The 23,487-nt window shown below is 37.5% G+C and carries 23 protein-coding genes and 1 other RNA gene; 13 read left to right on the top strand and 11 right to left on the bottom strand.

What is annotated here, in order from left to right; all coding sequences use genetic code 11:
- Positions 1–35 precede the first annotated feature (35 nt).
- Complete coding sequence (locus EGI31_RS19330) at positions 36–1,457, top strand: hypothetical protein (protein ID WP_255038799.1); 1,422 nt, start codon at positions 36–38, stop codon at positions 1,455–1,457.
- A 92-nt stretch (positions 1,458–1,549) separates the two neighbouring features.
- Here the strand turns inward: EGI31_RS19330 and EGI31_RS19325 are convergent, their stop codons facing one another.
- Complete coding sequence (locus EGI31_RS19325; RefSeq protein ID WP_255038798.1) at positions 1,550–2,749, bottom strand: tyrosine-type recombinase/integrase; 1,200 nt, start codon at positions 2,747–2,749, stop codon at positions 1,550–1,552.
- A 69-nt stretch (positions 2,750–2,818) separates the two neighbouring features.
- Positions 2,819–3,196, bottom strand: a transfer-messenger RNA (tmRNA) gene (gene ssrA, locus EGI31_RS19320).
- A 111-nt stretch (positions 3,197–3,307) separates the two neighbouring features.
- Here ssrA and EGI31_RS19315 point away from each other — a divergent pair.
- A complete protein-coding gene (locus EGI31_RS19315; protein WP_255038797.1) occupies positions 3,308–4,984 on the top strand; it encodes a PQQ-dependent sugar dehydrogenase in 1,677 nt (558 codons plus the stop codon).
- A 49-nt stretch (positions 4,985–5,033) separates the two neighbouring features.
- Here EGI31_RS19315 and EGI31_RS19310 read toward each other — a convergent pair whose 3' ends face one another.
- A complete protein-coding gene (locus tag EGI31_RS19310; protein WP_255038796.1) occupies positions 5,034–6,104 on the bottom strand; it encodes a M42 family metallopeptidase in 1,071 nt (356 codons plus the stop codon).
- Between the two features lie 102 nt (positions 6,105–6,206).
- The gene (locus EGI31_RS19305) at positions 6,207–7,154 is read right to left on the bottom strand and encodes a carbon-nitrogen hydrolase family protein (RefSeq protein ID WP_374760706.1); all 948 of its coding nucleotides are present in this window, start codon (positions 7,152–7,154) and stop codon (positions 6,207–6,209) included.
- Between the two features lie 154 nt (positions 7,155–7,308).
- Here EGI31_RS19305 and EGI31_RS19300 point away from each other — a divergent pair, with 154 nt between their 5' ends.
- On the top strand, positions 7,309–9,084 hold the full coding sequence (locus EGI31_RS19300) for an SMP-30/gluconolactonase/LRE family protein (protein WP_255038794.1): 1,776 nt from the start codon (positions 7,309–7,311) through the stop codon (positions 9,082–9,084).
- Between the two features lie 73 nt (positions 9,085–9,157).
- On the opposite strand, the gene msrB is transcribed toward EGI31_RS19300, so the two are convergent.
- Complete coding sequence (gene msrB / locus EGI31_RS19295; RefSeq protein ID WP_255038793.1) at positions 9,158–9,634, bottom strand: peptide-methionine (R)-S-oxide reductase MsrB; 477 nt, start codon at positions 9,632–9,634, stop codon at positions 9,158–9,160.
- A gap of 169 nt (positions 9,635–9,803) precedes the next feature.
- Between msrB and sufC the strand changes: the two genes are divergently transcribed.
- The 6 genes from sufC to EGI31_RS19265 all read left to right on the top strand — a co-directional run bounded on the left by sufC (position 9,804) and on the right by EGI31_RS19265 (position 14,469).
- Complete coding sequence (gene sufC / locus EGI31_RS19290; RefSeq protein ID WP_255038792.1) at positions 9,804–10,574, top strand: Fe-S cluster assembly ATPase SufC; 771 nt, start codon at positions 9,804–9,806, stop codon at positions 10,572–10,574.
- Between the two features lie 26 nt (positions 10,575–10,600).
- Entirely contained in the window at positions 10,601–11,905 is a 1,305-nt protein-coding gene (gene sufD / locus EGI31_RS19285) for a Fe-S cluster assembly protein SufD (RefSeq protein WP_255038791.1), read from the top strand.
- A gap of 30 nt (positions 11,906–11,935) precedes the next feature.
- Positions 11,936–13,162, top strand: coding sequence for a SufS family cysteine desulfurase (locus EGI31_RS19280; protein ID WP_310586234.1), 1,227 nt, complete (start codon positions 11,936–11,938; stop codon positions 13,160–13,162).
- A gap of 1 nt (position 13,163) precedes the next feature.
- Positions 13,164–13,589 carry a SufE family protein gene (locus tag EGI31_RS19275; protein ID WP_255038789.1) on the top strand — a complete coding sequence of 142 codons (426 nt, stop codon included), beginning with the start codon at positions 13,164–13,166 and terminating at the stop codon, positions 13,587–13,589.
- 54 nt (positions 13,590–13,643) lie between these two features.
- Positions 13,644–13,961, top strand: a complete 318-nt coding sequence (locus EGI31_RS19270; RefSeq protein ID WP_255038788.1) for a DUF59 domain-containing protein — start codon at positions 13,644–13,646, stop codon at positions 13,959–13,961.
- Positions 13,962–14,046: 85 nt separating this feature from the next.
- Positions 14,047–14,469, top strand: coding sequence for a BrxA/BrxB family bacilliredoxin (locus tag EGI31_RS19265; RefSeq protein WP_255038787.1), 423 nt, complete (start codon positions 14,047–14,049; stop codon positions 14,467–14,469).
- Here EGI31_RS19265 and hemW read toward each other — a convergent pair whose 3' ends face one another.
- The 3 genes from hemW to EGI31_RS19250 are packed head-to-tail and all read right to left on the bottom strand — an operon-like array spanning position 14,470 to position 17,588.
- Entirely contained in the window at positions 14,470–15,609 is a 1,140-nt protein-coding gene (gene hemW, locus EGI31_RS19260; protein ID WP_255038786.1) for a radical SAM family heme chaperone HemW, read from the bottom strand.
- On the bottom strand, positions 15,609–16,382 hold the full coding sequence (locus EGI31_RS19255) for a class I SAM-dependent methyltransferase (protein WP_255038785.1): 774 nt from the start codon (positions 16,380–16,382) through the stop codon (positions 15,609–15,611). The genes hemW and EGI31_RS19255 overlap by 1 nt, the downstream gene beginning before the upstream one ends.
- Positions 16,383–16,388: 6 nt before the next feature.
- Positions 16,389–17,588: a hypothetical protein gene (locus EGI31_RS19250; protein ID WP_255038784.1), complete on the bottom strand. Its 1,200-nt coding sequence runs from the start codon at positions 17,586–17,588 to the stop codon at positions 16,389–16,391.
- Positions 17,589–17,694: 106 nt separating this feature from the next.
- Between EGI31_RS19250 and queG the strand changes: the two genes are divergently transcribed.
- Positions 17,695–18,615: a tRNA epoxyqueuosine(34) reductase QueG gene (gene queG / locus EGI31_RS19245; protein WP_255038783.1), complete on the top strand. Its 921-nt coding sequence runs from the start codon at positions 17,695–17,697 to the stop codon at positions 18,613–18,615.
- Here queG and EGI31_RS19240 read toward each other — a convergent pair.
- Complete coding sequence (locus EGI31_RS19240; protein ID WP_255038782.1) at positions 18,612–19,625, bottom strand: tetratricopeptide repeat protein; 1,014 nt, start codon at positions 19,623–19,625, stop codon at positions 18,612–18,614. The genes queG and EGI31_RS19240 overlap by 4 nt on opposite strands.
- Between EGI31_RS19240 and EGI31_RS19235 the strand changes: the two genes are divergently transcribed.
- A complete protein-coding gene (locus tag EGI31_RS19235; RefSeq protein WP_255038781.1) occupies positions 19,624–19,866 on the top strand; it encodes a hypothetical protein in 243 nt (80 codons plus the stop codon). The two genes, EGI31_RS19240 and EGI31_RS19235, sit on opposite strands and share 2 nt — an antisense overlap.
- Positions 19,867–19,952: 86 nt before the next feature.
- On the top strand, positions 19,953–21,086 hold the full coding sequence (gene lepB, locus EGI31_RS19230) for a signal peptidase I (RefSeq protein WP_255038780.1): 1,134 nt from the start codon (positions 19,953–19,955) through the stop codon (positions 21,084–21,086).
- Between the two features lie 50 nt (positions 21,087–21,136).
- Here lepB and EGI31_RS19225 read toward each other — a convergent pair whose 3' ends face one another.
- Together EGI31_RS19225 and ung are read right to left on the bottom strand one after the other, a co-directional pair.
- Positions 21,137–22,270, bottom strand: a complete 1,134-nt coding sequence (locus EGI31_RS19225; RefSeq protein ID WP_255038779.1) for a THUMP domain-containing class I SAM-dependent RNA methyltransferase — start codon at positions 22,268–22,270, stop codon at positions 21,137–21,139.
- A 59-nt stretch (positions 22,271–22,329) separates the two neighbouring features.
- The gene (ung, locus tag EGI31_RS19220) at positions 22,330–22,995 is read right to left on the bottom strand and encodes a uracil-DNA glycosylase (RefSeq protein ID WP_255038778.1); all 666 of its coding nucleotides are present in this window, start codon (positions 22,993–22,995) and stop codon (positions 22,330–22,332) included.
- A 104-nt stretch (positions 22,996–23,099) separates the two neighbouring features.
- Here ung and apaG point away from each other — a divergent pair, with 104 nt between their 5' ends.
- Positions 23,100–23,486 carry a Co2+/Mg2+ efflux facilitator ApaG/CorD gene (gene apaG, locus EGI31_RS19215; protein ID WP_255038777.1) on the top strand — a complete coding sequence of 129 codons (387 nt, stop codon included), beginning with the start codon at positions 23,100–23,102 and terminating at the stop codon, positions 23,484–23,486.
- Position 23,487 lies beyond the last annotated feature (1 nt).

The raw sequence follows: 23,487 nt of genomic DNA, 5'->3' as shown, positions 1-23,487 counted from the left end.
TAAATAGAGCCGCAAAGCATTGCGGCTGTACTGATATGTATGGAATAAAGATTGATGGGGTTTGGGCTGATATGAGTCCTGGGCAAACTGTGAAGCTGATGAGGTGGAATAGTTTGTTTGATTTTGATACTGTGCGTGGTAGCCTGGTGAATGATTTTACTTTGCCGTTTTCGCCGATTAATGATAAGCTGTTTGGGTGGTTTAGAGAACCTGGGATGAAGTACCCGAATAAGCAATATTACTGCGAGAAAATAGCTGATGGCTATGTAATAGAGCGAGGTTTTATAGAATTGGTGGATTGCACTGAAACGGAATATGTGGTGATTTTTACCCAGAATTTGAGTGAGATTTTTGGTGAGTATCAGAATGTTTTGATGAATAAGTTGCCGTTGGGTAGCTCGGGCTTTGGCTCCGCTCAGCCTCCGGTGATAGCGGCTAATCATTTGACAGATATACTGTGCTGGCCGACGGTGGCGAATAGTGCTTTTTATGGTACGAATGTGCAGGCTGGGTGGAATGGAAAAATGAATGAGTGGGTCACTTCGACATCATTGAATAACCATGCTCGGGTGCCAATGCTGTTTTTAAGATGGGTGTTTGAGCGGATAGGTGAGCTTTGTGATTTTAAGTTTGAAGGTGATTTTTTTGAGAGTGAGGTATTTAAGAGGGCTGTGGTGTATAATTGCTTCAGCTTGGATGATGCGACAACTATTACTTATGCTAATCATTTGCCTGAGGTGACGATTCCGGAGCTGATAAAGGAGCTGAGGAAGTTGTTTAATTTGGCGATTTATTTTAATGTAAATAGCCGGACTATGTATGCGTATTTTGGCAATGAGATACTGACCAGACCGACAGTGCTGAACTGGACTAAGAAGGTTGTGCCGAGTGCATCTAGAACGCCTGAGCGGTTGAACAGGATTAAGCTCGATTGGGAGCTTGACCAAGGAGATAATGTGATGAAGCGTGTGCCTTTACCTACTGGTTTTGATTTTTATCAAACTCCTGAAACTCAGAGAGGGTTTGTGTTTGAGATTGTGAGCAAAGTAAGTACTGTGGCCGTAGAGGCTGGAATGGCTACTGTGGAGCAGATAGGAGCTAGCCCGAGGTTTAACCAGGGCGGAGCGAAGTTTGCTCCGAGAATTGCTCTTTGGAATGGGGTTGTTGGTGGAGTGCCGACGATTGCACCGACCTATGGCAGTTGGAATATTGCCTGGAGTGGTGCGAATAACTTGAAAGATAAGTGTTATGGCAATTATGAGGCTTTTAGGAAATCTACCTCAAGTAAGGTGGTGTTGGCGGATTTGACGGCTCTGGACTTGCATCAGATTGACTGGCATAATAATGTAAATGCCCATCATAGCGTATTTGTGAAGGGAAAGGAATATTTTGTGGCTGCTGTGGAGACGTTGTTGCCGCTGAATGGTAGAAGCCAGGTGGTGCTTTGGGAGAAGTGAGTATGTGAGACGCAAAAGTAAAGCCCTGAGAGATTGGGGCTTTTTTTTGATTTATATACTTATGAGACGCCATGCATGGCGTCTGTACGGGGTTATATTTCGGGGAATTTGTTGATTTCGTCGTAATCGGTGAATTGGCCGAGGTCTCGCAGGTATTTGATGGTTGTGGCCACGTCTTTGTGTCTGCAGTGTTGGCGGACTAATTCGAGGTTTTGGGTTGCTAGGAATAGGGCAATTACGCCTGAATGTTTCCAGGAGTAAACATCATACTGCAGATGGTCAATTTTTAAAGCCTTGAGGTGTTCTCTGTGCCGCATGTATTGGTATTTTTTGCCGTTGTGTTCTGGACCTGGTAAACCGTTTTTTGAGAAAATATAGTAATCGCCCGGATAGCTTCTAAGATTGTGTTCTTGAATCTTTTTTTCAAGCGGTGGAGCAATACGAACGTGTTCCTTTTCCTTGTTTTTGGATGTATCGCAGGGAACGGCTATGGTTTTGTCGAGGATATCCTCTATTTTAAGAAGTCGAAGTTCTTTGTTTGGCCGTAAAGCTGCGTAATACTCAAATTGTACGAACAGATCTAGCTGCAAATCTTCTGACTCTTGGAATGATTGTAGCAGTTTTTTTACATGCTCTTTTGATATGGCTGTGTATTTCCTGGCATGAGTTCTTAGGCTTTGTATTTCGTTGAATGGATTCTCCTCTATTATCCGACGTTTTTTAAAGTAATTAAAGAAGATTGAACAGGTGTCTTTTACGTTGTTGCGGGTTCGATTACCATGTTTTACCTCTGATATCAGTTCATCGGTGAATTGGTAAGCTATTTGGATATCCAGCTGCTCAAGTGTAAGGGATTGGTTTTGGTGGCGATTGAGATAATTTATAAGATGATCAAGATGTCTTTTGTAACTCTCATATGTGTTTTGCTCCAAGGTGGCTTTGTTTTGCTCCAAAAAGTATTTTATGGCCTCAGTTAATTTGGAAGTCTTGGTGATTTCGGACTTCTGAAGCTTTTTTTTGATAGGGTCTATGATGGCCCCAGCTTTAAGCATTTCGGAAATGAGCTTGATTTCGGATTTGGCTCTTTCGATTCTTTGTTTTTCTGTTGGCTCTGCCAAAACAACTCGCTTGCGTTTGAGTTTGGCATCTCGCTCAGAATAGGCGTAGTATTCTACATACCAATCCTTCTCGAGAGAGTCGTATTTTCGCAGTACTGGGAGCTTGTAGGGATGTGGGTCAGACATCGTGAGGTTATATTTTTTGAAGTAATAATTGAGGAGTTCGGGTGTCATAATGTTGTCATTTATGAAATTCAAACTCCCTGAAACGAAAGTAACACGCTAATAATTAACGTGTTACCAAAGTGGAGACGCAGGGATTCGAACCCTGGTCCGAACACGGCTACTGTCGAGCCTTCTACATGTTTATTCGGTCTTACTTTTCGAAATTGGGAAGCCGTCCGACGTACCTAACCCAATCCTTATCTTCTCATTTACTATTTTAAAGTCAGAAGTCCGCTTTAAAACGCCTCTCTATTTTCGACGCTCCTTGATCTCCCGCAACAGAGGTTAGCAAAAGAGGAACGATGGCGAATGCTAATTTACTCCGAAATTAAGCAGCCATGGCATACGATGTATTGCCAGTTATTGTTCGGTAGATTTTTTGAATGGAGACCTTCCACCAACTCCATACATGCTTATACTCGCAATGGCATCATGCCGTCAAAACCGGTCGCCCCCATTGTAAGAACAGAATGCAAAACTACTCCAAATGGTTCAATATTCATAAAAAGAAATGTGTTATCAGAAAAAAACTGTATTTTCGAAAAATATTCAACCATTAAAATTAAAATGTCAACGAAACTTCTAAAAACTGTTTTAATAGCTGCTCTCTTTAACTTAAATCATTCATCTTTTTCTCAAACCAAGTATAGTTTAGACTCAAAAAGTATTCAATCGGGCAAAGAAATATTTGAGCTTCAATGTGCTGCTTGTCATAACTTTACCCAAAATGGCATTGGGCCTGAGTTTTCTCAAACTACCAAAAAAAGAGACAAAAATTGGTTAATTGATTACCTGAAAAATCCACAAAAAGTAATGGCGGCAGAGCCCAATTTCGATAAAAGAACCATTGCCATGCCCGATTTTGCTCATTTAAAAAAAATGGAGGTTGAAAACCTTTTAAACTACATAAACAGCCGACAAACCAAACCCGATCCAAGAAAAGTTCTTTCGCCAGATGGACTGAAAAATCCAATTCCTGAACCTATTAAAAAGTCTGAATTAACTTTAAAACTCAAATATCTGTTCACCGCACCTGCCACCAGTGATAAAATCCCCTTGGCTAGAATTAACACAATGGTCGTGTTAAACGATGACCCAAAGAAAGTTTTTCTCTCTGACTTGAGAGGAATAGTGTATCATTTTAACGAAAAAGAACTCAAGCCTTACCTTGATTTCAAAAAAATGGTACCCGAATACATTCATGTTCCAGGATTGGCCACTGGTTTGGGTTCGTATGCATTTCACCCTGAATTTCTAAAAAATGGACTTTTTTATACTGCACATTCAGAAAAGGCAAAGTCGAGAAAAGCAGATTTTAGCTATGCCGACAGCATCAAAGTAACACTTCAATGGGTATTGACAGAGTGGAAAACTAACAATCCCGAAGCTGAAACTTTTGAAGGGACAAGGCGAGAACTGTTCAGAATCGATATGGTTTCTCAAATTCATGGTATGCAAGAAATCGCGTTTAATCCAAACTCTAAAGCTGGTGATGAAGATCATGGATTGCTCTACATTGGAATTGGTGACGGTGGAGCCTCTGAAAATGGTTTTCCTTTCATCTGTAATTCTTTTTCTACGCCCTGGAGCTCAGTTTTGAGGATAGACCCAGCGGGGAACAATTCAAAAAATGGCAATTACGGTATTCCTGCCTCCAATCCATACGCCAATTATAAAGAAATGGCTGGTGAGGTTTATTGTAGAGGATTTAGAAATCCCAACAGAATCTACTGGTCACCTGATGGTAAAATGATTATCTCTGATATTGGTCATACAAATGTAGAAGAGCTAAATATTGGCCAAAAAGGCTTGGATTACGGATGGCCTTATCGCGAAGGCACTTTTATCATAAAACCTGAAGCGAATATGAAGCAAGTATTTGATTTAAAAGGGAATACATCATCTTACACCTGGCCGTCAGCACAATATGACCACGACGAAGGCTATGCAATTTCTGCTGGGTATGTTTATATTGAAAATGAGATTCCGGCTTTAAAAGGAAAATATATCTTTGGAGATATTGTAAATGGCAAGGTACTATTTGTTGAAAACAAAGACTTGAATTTAGGACAAACAACTAATATTCAAGAATTTACTTTAGAGATAGAAGGAAAAATAGATAATTTTAGAAACATTTGTAAAAACAACAAAACTGATTTGAGATTTGGACAGGGAGCCAATGGTGAAATTTATATTTACACCAAAACCGATGGGAAGATTTATAAGGTGGTGGGGTGTGAATAAGAAATTGCCACGAATTTAATCTTATATGAATGAATTCGTGGCAAATAAATCAATTGATATATCTAAAATCTGTCCCAGCTTTCAAATTCAACAAAAACTCATAATACAAATCAATACAGGCCTGCACGTCGTCTTTGTGTACCATTTCTACGGTCGTGTGCATATATTTCTGCGGTAAAGATATCAATGCCGAGGCCACACCTTCAGCCGAATAAGCGAAAGAATCGGTATCCGTACCCGTCGAACGGCTTACTGCAGCTCTTTGAAAAGGAATTTTCTTTTCATCAGCCAAATCAATAATCATATTTAATAGATTATTCTGAACAGCCGGGCCATAAGAAAGTGTAGGACCTTTTCCACAAGCTATGTCGCCGTCTTTTTTCTTGTCATACATAGGTGATTGCGTATCGTGAGTTACATCAATAACGACTGCCACATCTGGCTTTAATCTCCTCGAAATCATTTCTGATCCACGCAAACCAATTTCTTCCTGAACTGCATTGACAACATAAAGCGTATAAGGCAAATCTATTTTGTTTTCTTTCAGTTTTCTAGCAACCTCTGCTATAATGTAACCTCCAATTCTATTGTCCAAGGCTCTTCCTACGTAGAATTTCTCGTTCAATTCCATCAAACCATCTTCAAAGGTTGCCACAGTTCCTACATGAATACCCATGGCTTCCACTTCAGCTTTAGTTGACGCACCCACATCAATAAATATGTTTTTCAAGCTTGGGGTTTCTTCTTTTCCAGCATCACGTACGTGAATGGCAGGCCAACCGAAAATACCTTTGACAATACCATTTTTACGTGTGTGTAAATTTACACGCATCGATGGGGCTATTTGGTGGTCAGAACCTCCATTTCTTCTAACGTAAATATACCCTGAGTCTGTTATGTAGTTTACAAACCACGAAATCTCGTCAGAATGAGCTTCAATGACCACCTTATAATCTTTTCCAGGATTAACCACTCCAACGGCAGTACCATAAACATCCACAATACTTTCATCGATGAAAGGTTTCATATAATCCAGCCAAATCTGCTGACCAGTAGATTCAAAACCAGTAGGAGAGGCGTTGTTGAGGTATTCGTAAAGAAATTTTATATTATTTTCCATTTAAAAGAATTTGTTCGGAACAAAAATAACAAGCATATTTTTGATGAAAGAGAAAACCTCAATTATTTTGATAAAAAAGGGATTCTTGGTTTATCCTAATGATTATACTTTCAAGATTTCTGGTTGCTTATTTACACTAAAATTAAAGACGTCATTTCTAGAATAATGTCCAATTACATCAAAATCCAATTTACTTTTTGCCAAAACCGAAAAGTCCAATTCTGCGGTTAGTAAACCTTCTTGGTTCCATAATGGACCAGCCAAAACTTCGCCCATAGGTGACAAGATTACACTTCCCCCCGTACACATTATTTCCGCCTCAATTGCCAAATCCTCTTTAAAATCAGCTGGATAATCAGATTTTCTAACAAATTGATTGGCCGCCAAAACAAAGCATCTGCCCTCCAGAGCAATGTGCTGCATTGTGGATTGCCAAGATTCTCTACTATCAGCAGTGGGAGCGAGGTAAATCTCCACGCCTTTGTTGTACATGGCCATTCTGGCCAGTGGCATATAGTTTTCCCAACAAATTAGTCCTCCGATTTTACCTATTTCAGTATCCAAAGTTGTAAGTGTTGAACCATCACTTTCTGCCCAAATATATCTTTCTAAACCTGTTGGCTTTAGCTTTCGGTGTTTCCCGAGCAAATTTCCATCCTTACCAAAATACAAAAGTGAACAATGCAATGAGCTACCTAACGATTCTTTTTCAGTTACTCCCAAAGCAACAATAATATTTGCCTTTTTTATAGCCTCGCTTAATCTTGTAAGATATTTGGCAGTTGTACTTTCAGGATTCAAATCTAGACTGCCGTTCCAATATTTGAGCCATTGGTCACGGCTTTTATCAGAACGTCGGCCGATAACCGCATCAAAAGTTAGTCCGCGTGGATAACAAGGTATAAACGACTCAGGGAATAGCAACAATTCACAGCCTTCTTTTGCTCCATTTTCTATCCAAGAAATGACAATTTCAATGGTTTTCTCAATGTCGAACAAGGCTGGAGTGGCCTGAACAACACCCACTTTAATTTTTCTGTTTTCCAAAATATGTTGTTTGGTTGAATCAATTATCAAATCTAAAACATACAAACAAGAAAATTACCATCGAAATAGATAATTGATTCCGAAATTGATAAATTGCAGTCAAAGAAATCATGCATTGAGAGAGATTTCTAAATTATTCAACCTTTAAACAATTAAAATGAAAAGAAATATCGTATTTCTCTTATTACTTCTTGTCGGTAAAGCCATCGGGCAAAATACCCCAGAGTCATATCCTTCAGACGTAGCTTCTATTGAGAAAGCAGGTGTACCAAAAGGTGAAATCATAAAATTTACTTTTGAAAATTCAAAAATTTTTCCGGGTACTACCCGAGAAGTAAGTATTTATATACCAGCACAATACGATGGCAAAAAGCCGGCTTGTGTGTATGTGAATCAAGATGGAATTCAATGGAAAGCCCCGACAGTTTTTGATAATCTGATTCATCAAAAAGAAATGCCTGTAACGATCGGTGTTTTCATTACTCCCGGCCAGGTAAAAGCTCAAAATGCGGATTTAGCCTTAAACAGATTTAACAGAAGCTACGAATATGATGGTTTAGGAGATAATTATGCCCGCTTTCTTTTGGAAGAAGTTTTGCCAGAAGTTGAAAAACAAAAAAGTAGCAATGGCCGAGCAATTATTTTGTCTAAAAACGGCAATGATAGAGCCATAGGTGGTTCAAGTAGCGGTGCGGTTTGTGCATTTACAGCAGCTTGGGAAAAACCTCAGGAATTTTCAAGAGTCTTTAGTGCTATTGGTACTTACGTGGGCTTAAGAGGAGCTGACAGGTACGATATTCTGGTAAGAAAACACGAACCAAAGCTATTGAGAATATTTCTTCAAGATGGCTCAAACGACCTCAATATATATGCTGGAGATTGGTGGAAAGCCAACGAGACCATGGAAAGAGCATTGTCTTTCGCGGGTTATGATGTGAAGCACGTATGGGGAGAAGGTGGCCACAATGGGCAGCATGGAACAGCCGTTTTTGCTGATGCCATGAGGTGGCTTTGGAGAGATTATCCAAAGAAAATAGAAGCCGGGCAGTCTAAAAATCAATTCTTGAAAGATATTCTGATAGAAAATGAAGATTGGGAATTGGTTGGTGAGAAATACGGCTTTACCGAAGGTACAGCCGTAAATGCGAAAGGAGAAGTGTTTTTTCAGGACATACCTAATTCTAAAACTTATAAAATAAACGCTGCTGGCAAACCAGAAGTCTACGTAGAGGATGCAAAAAAAGCAAGTGGCACCACTTTTGGACCAGACGGGCAGATGCTGACCATCACGGGAGGTTGGTCGCAGCCGCCAACTAAACAAATTCACCAATATGGAGCAGATGGAAAGTTCATAAAAGCCCTTACAGAAGAAACTCCGGGTAATGATATATCCATAGCCAATAATGGGAATATTTACATAACTCAACCGGACGGAAGAGAGAAGCCCAGTAAACTATTATTGTTAAGACCAAACGGGGATAAAGTCATCTTAGACGAAGGACTTAAATTTGCCAACGGGCTATGTTTTTCTCCGGACCAAACACAACTTTATGTGACAGAATCTGCATCTCATTGGGTTTGGGTGTATTCTATTCTGCCAGATGGTACTTTAACGAATAAACAAAAATTTGGTTGGCTACATGTAAGAGATACAGATGAAAACGCTTGGAGTGATGGTATAAAATGCGACAGAGATGGCCGTATTTATGTTACAAGTTTGAGTGGAATACAAGTTATGGACCAACTGGGAAGAGTAAATGCTATTGTGCCCTTGCCTAAAACCAAAGGACAAGTGTCCAATTTGTGCTTTGGAGGACCTAATTTTGATACCATTTATGCTTCGGTTCACGACAAGGTCTATAAAAGGAAAGTCAAGGTAAAAGGAGCGAATAATTTCGATATGCCTAACAAACCAACGGCACCGAGACTTTAAAAATCAAACCGCAAAGGCACAAGGTTGCAACCAAATTCCCCTTGCGACCAGGCGTCTTTGCGGTTTTATAAATTTACTTCACGGCCACAAATTTTAAACTGGCCGAATTCATGCAGTATCTCAGACCTGTAGGCTTAGGACCATCATCAAAAACGTGACCCAAATGTGCGTCACATCTTTTGCATTTTACTTCGTCACGAACCATTCCTAGGCTTGCATCTGTTCCCACTTCAACATTACATGGGTCAATAGGCTTCCAGAAGCTTGGCCAACCCGTTCCGGATTCAAACTTCGTTTCGGACGTAAATAGATCCAATCCACAACCTATGCATTTGTAAATGCCTTTGGCGTGATTATCCCAGTAAATGCCCGTAAAAGACCTTTCTGTGCCAGACTGCCTCGTTACATTGTATTGTAAAGGTGTGAGCTGGGCTTTCCACTCTTTTTCAGTCTTTTTAATCTTGGTTATGTTACAGTTGTCTTTGGTTTTCTGAGCACAGCTCATGGTGAAAGTAAAGGCTGCTAAAAAGGCGATTAATATCTTTTTCATGTTTTTATCTTTTTATTTAAATACGAATGAACATACCAATTAGTTTAAAAAAAATAAAAATACAGTGTATGGGAACAAGGTTAGACTATTTAGAGTTATTAAAAATAATGATTATTATTAAAAGTTAATAATTTATCTTTGTACCACAATTAAAGGGATATATTTATTTATGCTGAAAATCAGTAATTTACAAGCAAGAGTAGAAAGTAAAGAGATACTTAGAGGAATAAATTTGGACATAAAGCCAGGTGAAATTCACGCTATAATGGGACCAAACGGCTCGGGAAAGAGTACTTTGGCCTCTGTTTTGGCTGGAAGAGAAGATTATGAAGTCACTGGTGGAACCGTAGAGTTTAATGGCAAAGATTTGCTAGAACTTGCTCCAGAGGAAAGAGCGGCTGAAGGTATTTTCTTGGCTTTTCAATATCCAGTCGAGATTCCTGGTGTTACAACCATCAATTTCCTCAAAACAGCTATCAATCAAATCAGGAAATATCATGAAAAGGAGCCTCTAGATGCTGCTCAATTCTTGAAATTGATGAAAGAAAAGGCAAAAAGTGTAAAAATTGATGACCAACTTCTTAGAAGATCACTAAACGAAGGTTTTTCTGGCGGTGAGAAAAAGAGAAACGAGATTTTCCAGATGGCCATGTTAGAGCCAAGTTTGGGTATTTTGGACGAAACAGATTCTGGTCTTGATATAGATGCTTTGAAAATCGTAGCTGATGGTGTAAATCAATTAAGATCGGCAGACAGATCATTTATTGTTGTTACGCACTATCAAAGACTTTTGGATTACATCGTACCTGACTTTGTTCATGTTTTGTATAAAGGAAGAATCGTTAAATCGGGGACCAAGGAATTGGCTTTGGAACTTGAAGAAAAAGGCTATGATTGGATTAAATCTGAAGCCGATGCATTAGAAGCATCAATGGTTTGATAATTAATTCATTAAAATAAAGAAAAATGTCGTTTCAAAATATTCAAGCCCAGTTTGAGGCTGAATTTGAGAATATTCAAAAAAACTTAAACGGTAAAAGCGGCTCTGATTTCAATAAAATGAGGAATCATTCTTTTGCCCAGTTTAAAAAACTCGGAATTCCGACTGTAAAGCACGAAGATTGGAAATATTCCAATCTCAAAAACCTAGATAAAATTCAGTTTAGTTTCAATTCTGATTCGAATTTTTCGAAAAAAGACCTCGAAGCTCTGCCTTTCTCAAGTTTAGAAGGAATTTCTATTTGCTTTGTAAATGGAGTGTTTAATGAGGAACTTTCAACTTTAGGAAATGTCCCAAAAATCAAAGTCTTGACACTCGAAACCGCAGTTGAGCAGATTCCTGAAGTAATAGAAAAACATTACGGAAAATACGTTGAAACAGAGAAAGAAGGGCTTTCTGCTCTGAATAATGCACTTTCAAACACCGGAAGTGTGATTGTTATTGACAAAAACTATGTTCTAGAAAGTCCTATTATAATCAGATATATCTCCGACGTAAAATCAGAAGATATAGCTGTAAACCTCCATAATCTAATAGTGGTAGGTGAACACTCGGAGGTAAAAATTGTAGAGATTTTCCAGACGGAGGGACAAAAAACTTCATTTTCAAACCTTGTAACCGAGATTTTTGTAGATAAAGAAGCCATAGCACATTATTACAAAATTCAAGATGAAAACGACCAGAGCTACCATGTGGGTACCACACAGGTCAATCAGGAGGATAAAAGTTACTTCTATTCTGCAACAATTACCCTCAATGGTGGTTTTGTAAGAAATAACTTGAACTTGGTTCTCAACGGTCAGTACATCGACAACCACATGTATGGACTTTATATTCCAAATGGAAAACAACACGTTGATAATCATACACTTGTAGATCATAAAATGCCAAATTGCGAGAGCAACGAGCTTTATAAAGGTGTTTTGATGGATAGCTCGAATGGTGTTTTTAATGGCAAAATTTTCGTTAGAGAAGACGCTCAAAAAACCAATGCATACCAAAATTGTAGAAATGTAATCACCTCAGATTCAGCTACAATGAACAGTAAGCCGCAGTTGGAAATTTGGGCTGATGATGTAAAATGTTCGCATGGAACAACCACAGGAAAACTCAATGATGAAGCGATTTTTTACATGCAGTCAAGAGGAATTCCTAAGCCAGAGGCCATTAGATTACAGTTGGTGGCTTTTGCAGAAGATGTAGTTTCTCAAATCAAAATAGAGGAACTAAGAGAAATGTTGGATACGATGATTGAAAACAAACTCAAATAAATTCCAAATAAGGATTTATTTACAACAAAGATTACTTTGAAACTTGATATCAATAAAATAAGACACGATTTTCCGATACTAGAGCAATCTATAAACGGCAAAAAACTGGTTTATTTTGATAATGCCGCAACCACTCAGAAGCCTTCTGTGGTTATTGAGGCATTGAAAAACTACTACGAAGGTTATAATGCCAATATTCATCGTGGCATTCATCATTTGGCTGAAAAAGCCACTGCGGCATTTGAAGCCACACGAAAAACCGTTAAATCCTTTCTGAATGCTAATTCTATTGAGGAAATAATATTTACCTATGGCACTACTGATAGTATTAATTTAGTTGCTGGTACTTACGGTAGAAAATTCATTAATGCGGGCGATGAAATTATCATATCTACACTCGAACACCACTCCAATATTGTTCCGTGGCAGATGCTTTGTGAAGAAAAAGGGTGTATTCTGAAGATAATTCCAATCAATGATGAAGGTGAGATAATTTTGGAAGAGTATGAAAAATTACTTTCACCAAAAACGAAATTTGTCTCCGTAGTGCATGTTTCTAATGCTTTGGGAACTATAAATCCCATCAAAACCATTATCGACAAAGCCCACGCTGTTGGAGCAAAGGTTTTGATAGATGGGGCACAGGCTAGTAGCCACCTTGATATTGATGTACAGGCTTTGGATGTTGATTTTTATGCTCTTTCCGCTCATAAACTATTTGGACCAACCGGAATGGGTGTTCTTTATGGCAAAAAAGAGCTTTTAGAGGCTATGCCTCCATACAGAGGCGGTGGAGAAATGATAAAAGAAGTGACTTTTGAAAAGACCACCTATGCTGATTTACCTTATAAGTTTGAAGCGGGTACGCCGAATATAGCCGACGTTGTAGCTTTTAAATTCGCTTTGGATTATATACAAAACATAGGAAAGACAAATATCGCGGCTTACGAAAACGAACTGCTAGCTTACGCTACTGAGAAATTGGAGTCAATTGAGGGTCTTACAGTTATTGGGAAGGCCAAAGAAAAGGTGAGTGTAATATCATTTGTTTTAGAGGGAATACACCCGCAAGATATCGGAATTATACTTGATCAACAGGGAATTGCGGTAAGAACTGGTCACCATTGTACCCAGCCTTTAATGCAACGTTTGGGTATTCCAGGGACGGCAAGAGCCTCATTTTCAGTCTATAACACTTTTGAGGAAATAGATGCATTGGTGGCAGGAATCTTGAAGGTAAAAAAACTTTTGTCATAAAATGACCATAAACGAACTACAAGACGAAATAATAGAGGAATTTGAGCTTTTCGAGGACGACTGGGAAGGCAAATACGAATATATTATTGATTTGGGCAAAAAGCTCGCACCATTGGCCGAAGAATTTAAGACCGACGAAAATATCATAAAAGGCTGCCAATCAGTAGTTTGGTTGAATGCAAGATTTGAAAATGGCCTTGTAATTTTTGAAGGAGATAGTCAAGCCATAATCGTGAAAGGTTTGGTTAATATGCTTTTAAAAGTTCTTTCTAACCATAGCCCAACCGAAATATTAAATGCAGATTTGTATTTTATCGAGAAAATTGGCCTTACAAGTCATTTGGCACAAACCCGATCAAATGGATTGGCATCGATGGTTAAACAGATGAAAACTTACGCTTTGGCTTATCAAAGTTTAGAAAAATAGAGAACTTTATTAAAATTCGTTGTGTTTTTTAGAAGTATTTAAAACCTAATTGAAATGGATACGCAAGAAGAAGAATTGAAAGCCAAAGTGATTGAAGCCATAAAACAGGTTTATGATCCAGAGATACCTGTTGACGTGTTTGAACTTGGTCTTATCTACGATATCAAAATTTTCCCTGTCAACAACGTATTTGTTTTAATGACACTCACTTCTCCGTCATGTCCTTCAGCCGAGTCTATTCCATCTGAAATAGAGCAAAAGATAAGGGAAGTTGAAGGTGTAAATGACGTAAGTATCGAATTGACTTTCGATCCACCTTACGGCACCGAGATGATGAGTGAAGTGGCAAAATTAGAATTAGGATTTTTATAAAAAGCTTTTTTGAGTACACCCCTCCAAAAATGCTGTTGATTTTTAAAACTCCCCCGAAGGGGTCGGGGAATAAAATTAAGAAACAATGTATCCTCCCCATTTAGTAGAACCAATGAAAGCTGATCTTACTTCGGTAGGTTTTAAGTCTTTGCAAACAGCCGAAGAGGTTGACCAATTTATGGCCAATCAAAAAGGCACTGCACTTGTAGTTATAAATTCAGTATGTGGCTGTGCAGCAGGCACTTGTCGTCCAGGAGCAAAGCTTTCTCTTGAAATGTCAGAATCAAAACCTGACCAATTAGTAACAGTTTTTGCTGGTGTGGACACAGAAGCTACGCAACGTATGCGTGAATACATTCCATTGCCTCCGTCATCACCATCAATTGCATTGTTTAAAGACGGTGAGTTGGTTCATTTTGTAGAAAGACACCACATTGAAGGTCGTTCAGCACAAATGATTGGTGGACATTTGGCAGCGATTTATGAAGAAGTGTGTGTAGCTGAATAATCAATCAAAAAATAAATCAGAGGCTATTTTATCAGAGAAAATTCTTCCTTGAGTTGTAATTTTGATAGAATTTCCAGATTGAATTACTAGATTTTGATTTTTCAAAATATCTAAAGTATCCCAAAAAGTTTGAGGAATTCTTCCGGCTATTTGGGATATTTTTTTTGTATCAATTCCCCAAATTGTTCTAAGCCCGCACAATAAATAATCATTCACTTTGTCTGAAATACTAAGATTCTCTATCGCAAAAGGCACCTTTCCTGATTCTAGTGCCGCAATATATTTAGAATTATTGGAAATGTTTGATTGGCGAGAATCCAAATTATACGAATGTGCCGACGGACCAACTCCTAGGTATTCTTCGTTTTTCCAATAAGCCGAATTGTGAATAGCGTATTTCCCGTTTTTTGCAAAATTGGAAACTTCATATTGTTCGAAACCTTGACTAGTTAGACTTTCTATCAATATTTCGTACTGCTCGGCCGCATAATCCTCACCGATGGGTTCTAGCTTTTTTTGATTTACCCACTTACCAAAAACTGTAGAATCTTCGATGGTTAGGTTATAAGCCGATATATGGTTTAGATTATATTTTTCAATGATTTCTATATCATTTATTAGAATACTATTTTGCTTTTCGATATCAAATTCCTTCGCATTTTTAGCATAAATCAAATCAATAGTGATATTTCCTAGGTTATTAGTTAAAAGCAAATCCAATGCATTTATACTTTGCTTTGAATCATGAGCACGGTTCATAAACTTCAATAAGTCATTATCAAAAGTCTGAATACCCAAACTAACTCTGTCTATTCCGTATGATTTCCATTCATTTATTTTGTCAATAGTAATATCGTCAGGATTGGTTTCAATAGTAGTTTCTTTCAGACAAGATATATCATAGAAATTTGAAATGGTTTTAAAAATTTTCTCAAAATCAGGTCCCGAAAGTAGGGAAGGAGTACCACCTCCAAAATAAATGGTTTGGAGTTTCTTGTTTTTAAGATAATCTGTCTGAAGTTCAATTTCCTTGCAAATAGCTTCCACCATCTTATCTTTCAAAGAAAGATTGGTGCTGAAATGGAAATCGCAATAAAAACAGGCCTGTTTACAAAAAGGAATATGAATGTAGAGGTGCATTATTTGGTAGCCACAAAGAAATAGTCAATGCATTTCTCTGGTTCTTCGCTTAGATAATGATCATCCCAATTGATTTCAGCTGCCAGCCCTTCTGATTGTTGCAAAAGCTTATTTCTGTTGAATCTATTCAATATTTCATAAGGAATTCTAAGAATCCAGGCTGGTAAATTGTGTTGAAGATTAAAGATGTCCCAACGCATAATTTTATTTACTGAGGCCTTATTTTGGGCATAATATTCCCAAACTTTGTCATTTCCGCCTACACCTTTGGCATCAAGAGTTTTGAAATATTTGAGCATTAAACTTTTCAATTCTTCTGTTTTATATTCTCTGATATGCCAAGGATTTCGGCTTAATGAATATTCTTTATTAACGGTGGTCAACAATATTTTGCCACCAGGTTTCAAAACCCTGTGTGCCTCTTGTAGAAACTTGTGGTCGTCCTGAATGTGCTCAATAACTTGAAATGTAACTATAAAATCAAAGGTATTATCCTCGAATTCAGTTAGAAAGGGAAGATTGACGGTATTAAAGTAATGTTTTGGATGCTTCTCTTGAAGAGCTTTAATGAGAGGCTCATTTTTGTCTAAGCCAGTAAAATGTTCGCAATTGCTAATAAGTTTTTCAACACCACGACCCCAACCACAGCCTAACTCTAGCACTTTCCCACTTATTATTTTGGCGGCCATTTCATAAGGAAAATACAACCTTTGATGCACTGGATTATCCGATAATATCTCCGCACTGGTTATTTCTGTAGTAGCGTATGTCATTTTTTATTAATTACAATTAGAACTATAGTTTGTAAATGTATCTTTCACCCAATCCTCATTTGCAGTGGCCGCGGCTACATTCGTGACACAAATTTGAGAAAGATTATTGTTATTTTTAGTATTCAAGGCTATTATATTTGGATTATTTTTTACACTGAGGCCCGTAAGTCTATTGTTAGAAACATCCAAGGTTTTTATGCCAACATTATTTGTAAGACTCACGCTCGAAATCGTATTGAAAGAAACATCAAGGTGCTTCAAATTTGTTAAATTCCCTATTCCCAATCCACTTAATCGACAAGACTGGCAGGCCAAATTTTCGAGTAAAGATACTCCTGATAGACTCAAGCCAGTTATAGGATTATTACTCAAATCTAGATCGTTAAGCTGAGCATTTGCGGATAAATTTATTTGATTAAGATTGTTGAAACTCAAACCTACCACTCTCAGAATTGTATTTCGGCTGATATCGATACTGCTCAACAAGTTATTATCAGCCACCAGAACTTCCAATTGCGTATTTTGAGTGATATTTAGTTGATTTAGCCTATTTTTAAATACTCTTAGCACTTTTAAGTTAACATTTGGCGATAAATTCAAGTTGGTGATGAGATTAGAGCCTGCATTAAGCTCTGTTAAATTAATATTTTGACCTAAGTTCAGCTGTGCAACAGAATTACCAGAGATATCCAAAGTTTCTAAATTTACAAAATGCTGAATACCCTCCATATTGGTGATACCTGCATTAATAGCAACTAAATTTTTAACGAGCAAAGCATCAACTTTAATCATTTTCCCATTCCGAATTCCTTCTGTGTCATAACCAGCCGAAATGAGAGCTTGCTCAAGTCCTGCATCAGGTATAGGTATGTATTCTTTTCCTGTGGTGAAAGTGTATGGGGCTGATTCTGTATCACCAGCTAAGTTTTTCCCTACCAAAGTACCTGTATAGGTAGTGTTATAATTTAGATTGTTTATGGTGTAGGTATTCGCATTTATATTACTTGCAACTAAGGTATTACCCAAGTATAGGTCGTAACGAACAGGTCCTATTCTTTCATCCTCAACCAAGGGCCAATCCAAACGGACCGAAATACTGTTGTCCAATACCGTAGCAACTATATCAAATGGGGGTAAATCGGGAGGCCGAGTACAAGACATGGCCAATAAAACAAGTATTATTAAAGCACGAAAAATGGGACTCATACACTCAATATGTATTGATTTATACAAAAATAGTTTTGAAATTAGACAATAAAAAACCTTTGCTCTGAAAATAAAGCAAAGTACATTTGAGAAAAATTAAACTTAATTGCAAAAAGATAAAAATACCGCCTTCATAAAATCCAAAGCAGCAGAGCTGGGCTTTGATTTTTGCGGTATTTCAAAAGCAGAATTCCTGGAAAATGAAGCCAAACTTTTAGAGACATGGCTCAAAAGAAACTATAATGGTAAAATGGCTTATATGGCCAATTATTTCGACAAAAGGCTTGATCCACGGTTACTTGTAGATGGTGCCAAATCCGTAATAACTTTCATTCTCAATTATTTCCCAGAGAAGGAACTTACGGAGCAAGACTACAAAATTTCGAAATATGCTTATGGCACTGATTATCATTTTGTTATAAAGGACAAACTTTCATCTCTATTGGCTTCAATGCAAACCGAAATAGGCAATATAAACGCAAGAGTATTTGTTGACTCTGCACCCGTTATGGACAAAGTCTGGGCTAAAAAAGGCGGGCTAGGCTGGATAGGGAAACACAGCAATTTGATTAATCGAAAAATCGGTAGTTTTTTCTTTATTGGAGAAATCATTTGTGACTTAGAACTTGATTATGACGGGCCCATAAAAGACTATTGTGGCACCTGCACCGCTTGTATAGATGCATGTCCAACAGACGCCATCACTGAGCCCTACGTGGTTGATGGCAGCAAATGCATCAGTTATTTGACCATCGAACTTAAAGAAAATATTCCTACTGAATTTAAGGGTAAAATGGAAAACTGGGCCTTTGGCTGTGATATCTGTCAAGATGTTTGTCCGTGGAATTCATTTGCCAAACCGCACAAAACGGCCGAGTTTCTGCCTAACGATGACTTGAAAAATTTGAATAATTGGGAGGAAATTACCCATGAAGTTTTCTCAAAAGTATTTAAAAAATCTGCCATTAAACGCACCAAATACGAAGGTCTGATGCGAAATATTGATTTCTTGAAAAATAAGGCCTAGCGGCAATTATCTGAGTATTTCTTACTCCAGCTGTCATTTAGCTTTGCTCCAATTTTGAAATTGGCACAAGCTTCTTTGCTTTTACCCATGGCCAAAAGTGTTCTCCCAATATAATAATATATGTAATCGACCTCTGGATTTGATTTCTCTACTTTTGTAAAAAATCCCATGGCCTTGTCAAAATCCTTATCCATGTAGGCTTTAATACCAAGGTTTCTTAAGGTGTAGGGATTTTTATCATCAATTTTAAGTGCTTTTTCTAATTTTTCTTTACCAAGAAAATACTTATCATTCTCGAAATAGAAAAGAGCTAGGTTGTTTAGGTAAATAATATTGTTAACCTCCTTGTTTTCAGCAAGCAATAAGTTCTTTTCGGCACTTTCAAAGTTTCTCTCTTTACCATCCAAAACAGCCAAATTGTTCATTACAACGGCATTTTCTTTGTCTAGAGCTTGTGCTTTGGCTAAAAAGGCTCTGGCTTCTTCCGATTGATTGGTTACAGTCTTCAAATAAGAAATATTAGCAAGTGCATCGATATTTTTGGGATTTAAAGACAGCGACTTGTTGAGCATTTGTTCTGCCTCCAGAAAGTGATTTTGTCTGACAAAATTCTGTCCATAGAAGTTGAAGAAATCACTTGATTTCTCAAGCTTTTTTTCTATTGATTTAAAAAGATTTTCGGCTTCGGTTGTTTTGCCCATTTCGCTGTACAATCGTCCTAGGTTCAGCTTAGCATCAACAAATGAATCGTCTAAAGAAACAGCTTTTTCAAAATCTTTCAGGGCCTCGTCCGTCCTTCCAACTTTCAGATAAACAACTCCACGATTGTTATAGGCATCAGCAAAATCGGGGGTTTTCTTGATAGCCTCAGAAAAAAAATGCTCTGCTTTATCGAGTTCATTTTTTTTAAAATGAAAATTTCCTCGTTTAAAAAATTCAGAAGATTCTTTGTTACCTTTGCACGCCCAAAAAAAGGGAGTCAACAAGACAAAAATTAATAGCTTTTTCATGAGGTTTGTAAAAAATATAGAAAATGATTATTGTAAAGCTGAGCTTTACCAATTCAACAACAAATACATTATAAAGTTTGAGGCTGGTATGTTGGAGCAAATTTACAAAGTTTCTGAGTTCGATGTGTCAGGTGAGGAAGATATTGAAGAAATGATGGGTGATGGTTTTCTTAGAAAGGTGGTAGAACGTTTCAAAGACATGGAAAACGACTTTGACGCCATCATTGATTCGGTCGACTAATCCATGTATTTTGCCAATCAAGCAATTATTTTAGAGCTTTTGGCGTATTTTATTTATTTTTGTAAAAATTAATCTGAAATTATTTCATGGCAGAACAAGAAAATAAGAAACCTAAAAAACAAAAATCGGCGATGCGAGAGTGGTGGGACTCGGTGCTTTTTGCAGTTGTGGCCGCTACCCTCATCAGAGGATTATTTTTAGAAGCCTACACAATTCCAACCGGTTCGATGGAGAAAAGTTTATTGATAAACGATTTCCTTTTTGTTTCGAAAGTACATTATGGAGCCAGAACTCCAAAAACCATTCTTCAAGTTCCGTTAACTCACCAGAAAATTTGGTTTACCGATATTCCTTCATATTCTGATGCTATTCAGATACCAAACTTCCGACTTCCAGGCTTTACTTCTGTGAAAAACGGTGATGTGGTAGTTTTTAATTATCCTGGTTGTCCTGAAAGGCCCGATCCATACGGTGGTTATGACAAGTATCCCGTGGATTTGAGAACCAACTATATTAAGAGATGTATAGGTATTGGTGGAGATGTTGTAGATATCAGAAATTCGGAGGTGTATGTAAACAACAAGAAATTTGATAATGCACCCAATACCCAAAAATATTACAGCATTGAGGCTAACACCAATGTCAACGAAAAACTATTTGAAAAACTTGGTATAGAAAATAAAGGTGAGCGTTCTGAGAATGGTAAAATTTATTATTCTATAAATGCAACAGAATCGGCTCTTGCTGAACTAAAAAAATATGATTTTGTGACGAATATTTTCCCTGATATCATAGCCAAGGGTGATACTTCTGATCAGAATTATAATGCCTTCCCTCACCAAACTACATTGTTTTCAAACAATAGGGATAATTTTGAGCCGTTCACAGTTCCTAAAAAAGGAATGAAAATTCAGTTGACTGACAAAAACATAGCCATGTATAAGTCAGTTATTACGGTTTTTGATTTGAATAAGAACGTAGAATACAAAAACGGAAAGATATTTATTGATGGCAAGCAAGTAAATGAATATACCTTCAACCAAGACTACTACTTCATGATGGGAGACAACCGTTATGAATCTGACGATTCAAGATTCTGGGGATTTGTACCTGCAGACCACATAGTCGGGAAAGCGGTGTTTATCTGGATGTCGATAGACGCTAATGGAAGTTTGTTGAATAAAATCAGATGGAGCAGATTGTTTAGCTTGATAAAATAAGAACTTTCGCTATTATATATACTTAAGGCTACTTTCAAGAAAAAGTAGCCTTATTTTTTGCCCTTATACAATTCGTATTTCAAAAGACGAGCCTCTAAACCTCCATTGAGCAAGTCAATTTTTTGTTCACCTCTTAGACCCACTTTCTTTATAGCTTCTTTGTCTGAACTTATCATCCAAGCCTCAAAACCAGCATATTTTTGTTTCAGTGTATCCCCAATTCTCGAATAGAAATCAAAAACATCTTCTATTTTCATTCGTTCGCCGTAGGGTGGATTTAAAAAGACAATTCCGTTTTCTGTGGTGGGTTCTGTTTCAAAAAAATCAGCTTTTTTCAAGTTTATATATTCGTCCATTCCTGCCAACTCAGCATTCTCTGCAATGATTTCGAGGTTCTTAGGCAAAATATCTCTTGCAAATATCTGGAGGTCTGGCTCTATAATTTCAGATTTTAAAGCTGCTTTTACCTTATTATAGAGTATATGATCAAAATCTCTCCAATTTTGCAAACAAAAAACTCTATTGAGATTTGGAGGGGTTTTAGTTCCGATGAGTGCCGCCTCAATGCTAAAAGTTCCCGATCCAGCCATAGGGTCGTAAAATGGAATGTCAGACCGCCAACCACTCATTAGAATAATTCCGGCAGCCAAAACTTCATTTATAGGAGCTTCATTTGATTTTTTTCTGTATCCTCGCCTATCCAAACTTAAACCGGTAGAGTCTAAAGATATAACTACTTCGCTACCAGTTACATGTATATTTATAACAATATCTGGATTCTCTCGATCAACATCGGGTCTTTTGCCTTTTTTTTCTCTAAATCTATCGGCTATGGCGTCTTTGACTTTCAAGGCTACGTATTGCGAGTGCCTAAAATGATTTCCGCTTATGGTAGCATCTATTGAAAAAGTTTGATTCAAGTGCAACACTTTTTCCCATGGAAATACTTTGGCCTGACTATACAGCTCAGCTTCATTTTCGGCCGAGAAGTCTTCAATGGGCACCAGGAATCTAAGAGCTGTTCTTGCACTTAAATTGGCTTTGTAAAGTAATTCATCATCACCAACAAAACGCACGGCACGTCTTAATTTTTCAATATTTTGAGCTCCTAAATTAGTTAATTCTTGCATTAGGACATTTTCAAGTCCCATCAAGGTGGTGGCTACTATTTCGTATTTCTGCATACTACAAAATTAAAACATATTAACCCAAATTCTCAATTTAGACTTGAAATAGAATGTAATTACCATTTTATGGATTCCAATCCCTTACTTTCCAGAAAGCTGTTGGTCTGGGAGAAATGATGCTGATCAAACCAACCACCTTGATTGGCAGACAATGGAGAAGGATGTTTCGATTTGAGCACTAAATTTTTTCTTGTGTCTATAAACTTGCCTTTATTTTGTGCAAAAGCTCCCCAAAGTAGGAAAACAAGGTTTTCCTTTTCCTGATTGAGTTTTGAAATTACGGCATCCGTAAATGTTTCCCAGCCTTGTTTCTGATGCGAACCCGCTTGATTGTCCCTGACAGTCAAAGTGGCATTTAATAATAAGACTCCTTGAGTCGCCCATCTCTCCAGATTTCCGGTTCTAGGAATTTCGATTCCAAGATCATTTTTTATTTCTTTGAAAATATTTACCAATGAAGGAGGAAAAGAAACTCCATCACTCACAGAAAAACAGAGACCGTTGGCCTGATTAGGGCCATGGTAGGGGTCTTGCCCTAGAATAACTACTTTGGTTTTGTCAAAAGGGCATTTGTCGAACGCATTGAAAATTAACCTGCCTGGTGGATAGCAAATGGTGCTGGTGTATTCTTTTTTTATAAAATTAATCAGATTCTGAAAATATATCTTTTCAAATTCATCATTCAACTGAACTTTCCAGCTCTCTTCTAGTTTTATATTCATATATGAGATATTTTTCGATTTTTTATTGATAGAAATCAAAATTATTCTTTTATTTACAAAGAAAAATAGAAAAGTTTCGTTTAGAAACTAAAAACTTAATAGATATGGAAATAGCTGTCACGAAAGGCATAAAAGTGAGTGTGGTTGCAGAATTCCAACCATTTTATTCTGATCCCGAGAGGCATCATTTTGCTTTTTCGTACAGAATACGAATCGAAAATCATTCGGAATCTACCATGAAATTGTTAAAAAGGCATTGGTATATCTGGGATTCTATTGGTGTTTCTGACGAAGTAATTGGTGATGGCGTGGTTGGTTACCAGCCGGTTATAGAGCCAGGAAGTTTCCATGAATATGTATCTGGTTGTAATTTCAAGTCAGGAATTGGCAAAATGTATGGCTTTTATACAATGGAACGAGTTCTTGACGGTAAAACATTCTTAATTGTCATTCCAGAGTTTGTGATGATGGCACCTTACTTACTTAACTAAG

It is taken from the genome of Lacihabitans soyangensis (genome assembly GCF_024343775.1).
Taxonomy (GTDB): domain Bacteria; phylum Bacteroidota; class Bacteroidia; order Cytophagales; family Spirosomataceae; genus Leadbetterella; species Leadbetterella soyangensis.
This window is presented reverse-complemented; position numbering and strand designations above follow the sequence as displayed.

What these genes read in the sequence shown, in the direction of transcription:
- lepB (WP_255038780.1), top strand. Translation starts at nt 19,953, where the DNA reads ATGGCAGAACAAGAAAATAAGAAACCTAAAAAACAAAAATCGGCGATG.
- EGI31_RS19270 (WP_255038788.1), top strand. Translation starts at nt 13,644, where the DNA reads ATGGATACGCAAGAAGAAGAATTGAAAGCCAAAGTGATTGAAGCCATA.
- EGI31_RS19250 (WP_255038784.1), bottom strand. Translation starts at nt 17,588, where the DNA reads ATGAGTCCCATTTTTCGTGCTTTAATAATACTTGTTTTATTGGCCATG.
- EGI31_RS19325 (WP_255038798.1), bottom strand. Translation starts at nt 2,749, where the DNA reads ATGACACCCGAACTCCTCAATTATTACTTCAAAAAATATAACCTCACG.
- EGI31_RS19255 (WP_255038785.1), bottom strand. Translation starts at nt 16,382, where the DNA reads ATGACATACGCTACTACAGAAATAACCAGTGCGGAGATATTATCGGAT.
- EGI31_RS19310 (WP_255038796.1), bottom strand. Translation starts at nt 6,104, where the DNA reads ATGGAAAATAATATAAAATTTCTTTACGAATACCTCAACAACGCCTCT.
- sufC (WP_255038792.1), top strand. Translation starts at nt 9,804, where the DNA reads ATGCTGAAAATCAGTAATTTACAAGCAAGAGTAGAAAGTAAAGAGATA.
- EGI31_RS19315 (WP_255038797.1), top strand. Translation starts at nt 3,308, where the DNA reads ATGTCAACGAAACTTCTAAAAACTGTTTTAATAGCTGCTCTCTTTAAC.
- EGI31_RS19330 (WP_255038799.1), top strand. Translation starts at nt 36, where the DNA reads ATGTATGGAATAAAGATTGATGGGGTTTGGGCTGATATGAGTCCTGGG.
- EGI31_RS19225 (WP_255038779.1), bottom strand. Translation starts at nt 22,270, where the DNA reads ATGCAGAAATACGAAATAGTAGCCACCACCTTGATGGGACTTGAAAAT.
- EGI31_RS19240 (WP_255038782.1), bottom strand. Translation starts at nt 19,625, where the DNA reads ATGAAAAAGCTATTAATTTTTGTCTTGTTGACTCCCTTTTTTTGGGCG.
- EGI31_RS19300 (WP_255038794.1), top strand. Translation starts at nt 7,309, where the DNA reads ATGAAAAGAAATATCGTATTTCTCTTATTACTTCTTGTCGGTAAAGCC.
- EGI31_RS19275 (WP_255038789.1), top strand. Translation starts at nt 13,164, where the DNA reads ATGACCATAAACGAACTACAAGACGAAATAATAGAGGAATTTGAGCTT.
- EGI31_RS19265 (WP_255038787.1), top strand. Translation starts at nt 14,047, where the DNA reads ATGTATCCTCCCCATTTAGTAGAACCAATGAAAGCTGATCTTACTTCG.
- apaG (WP_255038777.1), top strand. Translation starts at nt 23,100, where the DNA reads ATGGAAATAGCTGTCACGAAAGGCATAAAAGTGAGTGTGGTTGCAGAA.
- EGI31_RS19235 (WP_255038781.1), top strand. Translation starts at nt 19,624, where the DNA reads ATGAGGTTTGTAAAAAATATAGAAAATGATTATTGTAAAGCTGAGCTT.
- hemW (WP_255038786.1), bottom strand. Translation starts at nt 15,609, where the DNA reads ATGCACCTCTACATTCATATTCCTTTTTGTAAACAGGCCTGTTTTTAT.
- msrB (WP_255038793.1), bottom strand. Translation starts at nt 9,634, where the DNA reads ATGAAAAAGATATTAATCGCCTTTTTAGCAGCCTTTACTTTCACCATG.
- ung (WP_255038778.1), bottom strand. Translation starts at nt 22,995, where the DNA reads ATGAATATAAAACTAGAAGAGAGCTGGAAAGTTCAGTTGAATGATGAA.
- sufD (WP_255038791.1), top strand. Translation starts at nt 10,601, where the DNA reads ATGTCGTTTCAAAATATTCAAGCCCAGTTTGAGGCTGAATTTGAGAAT.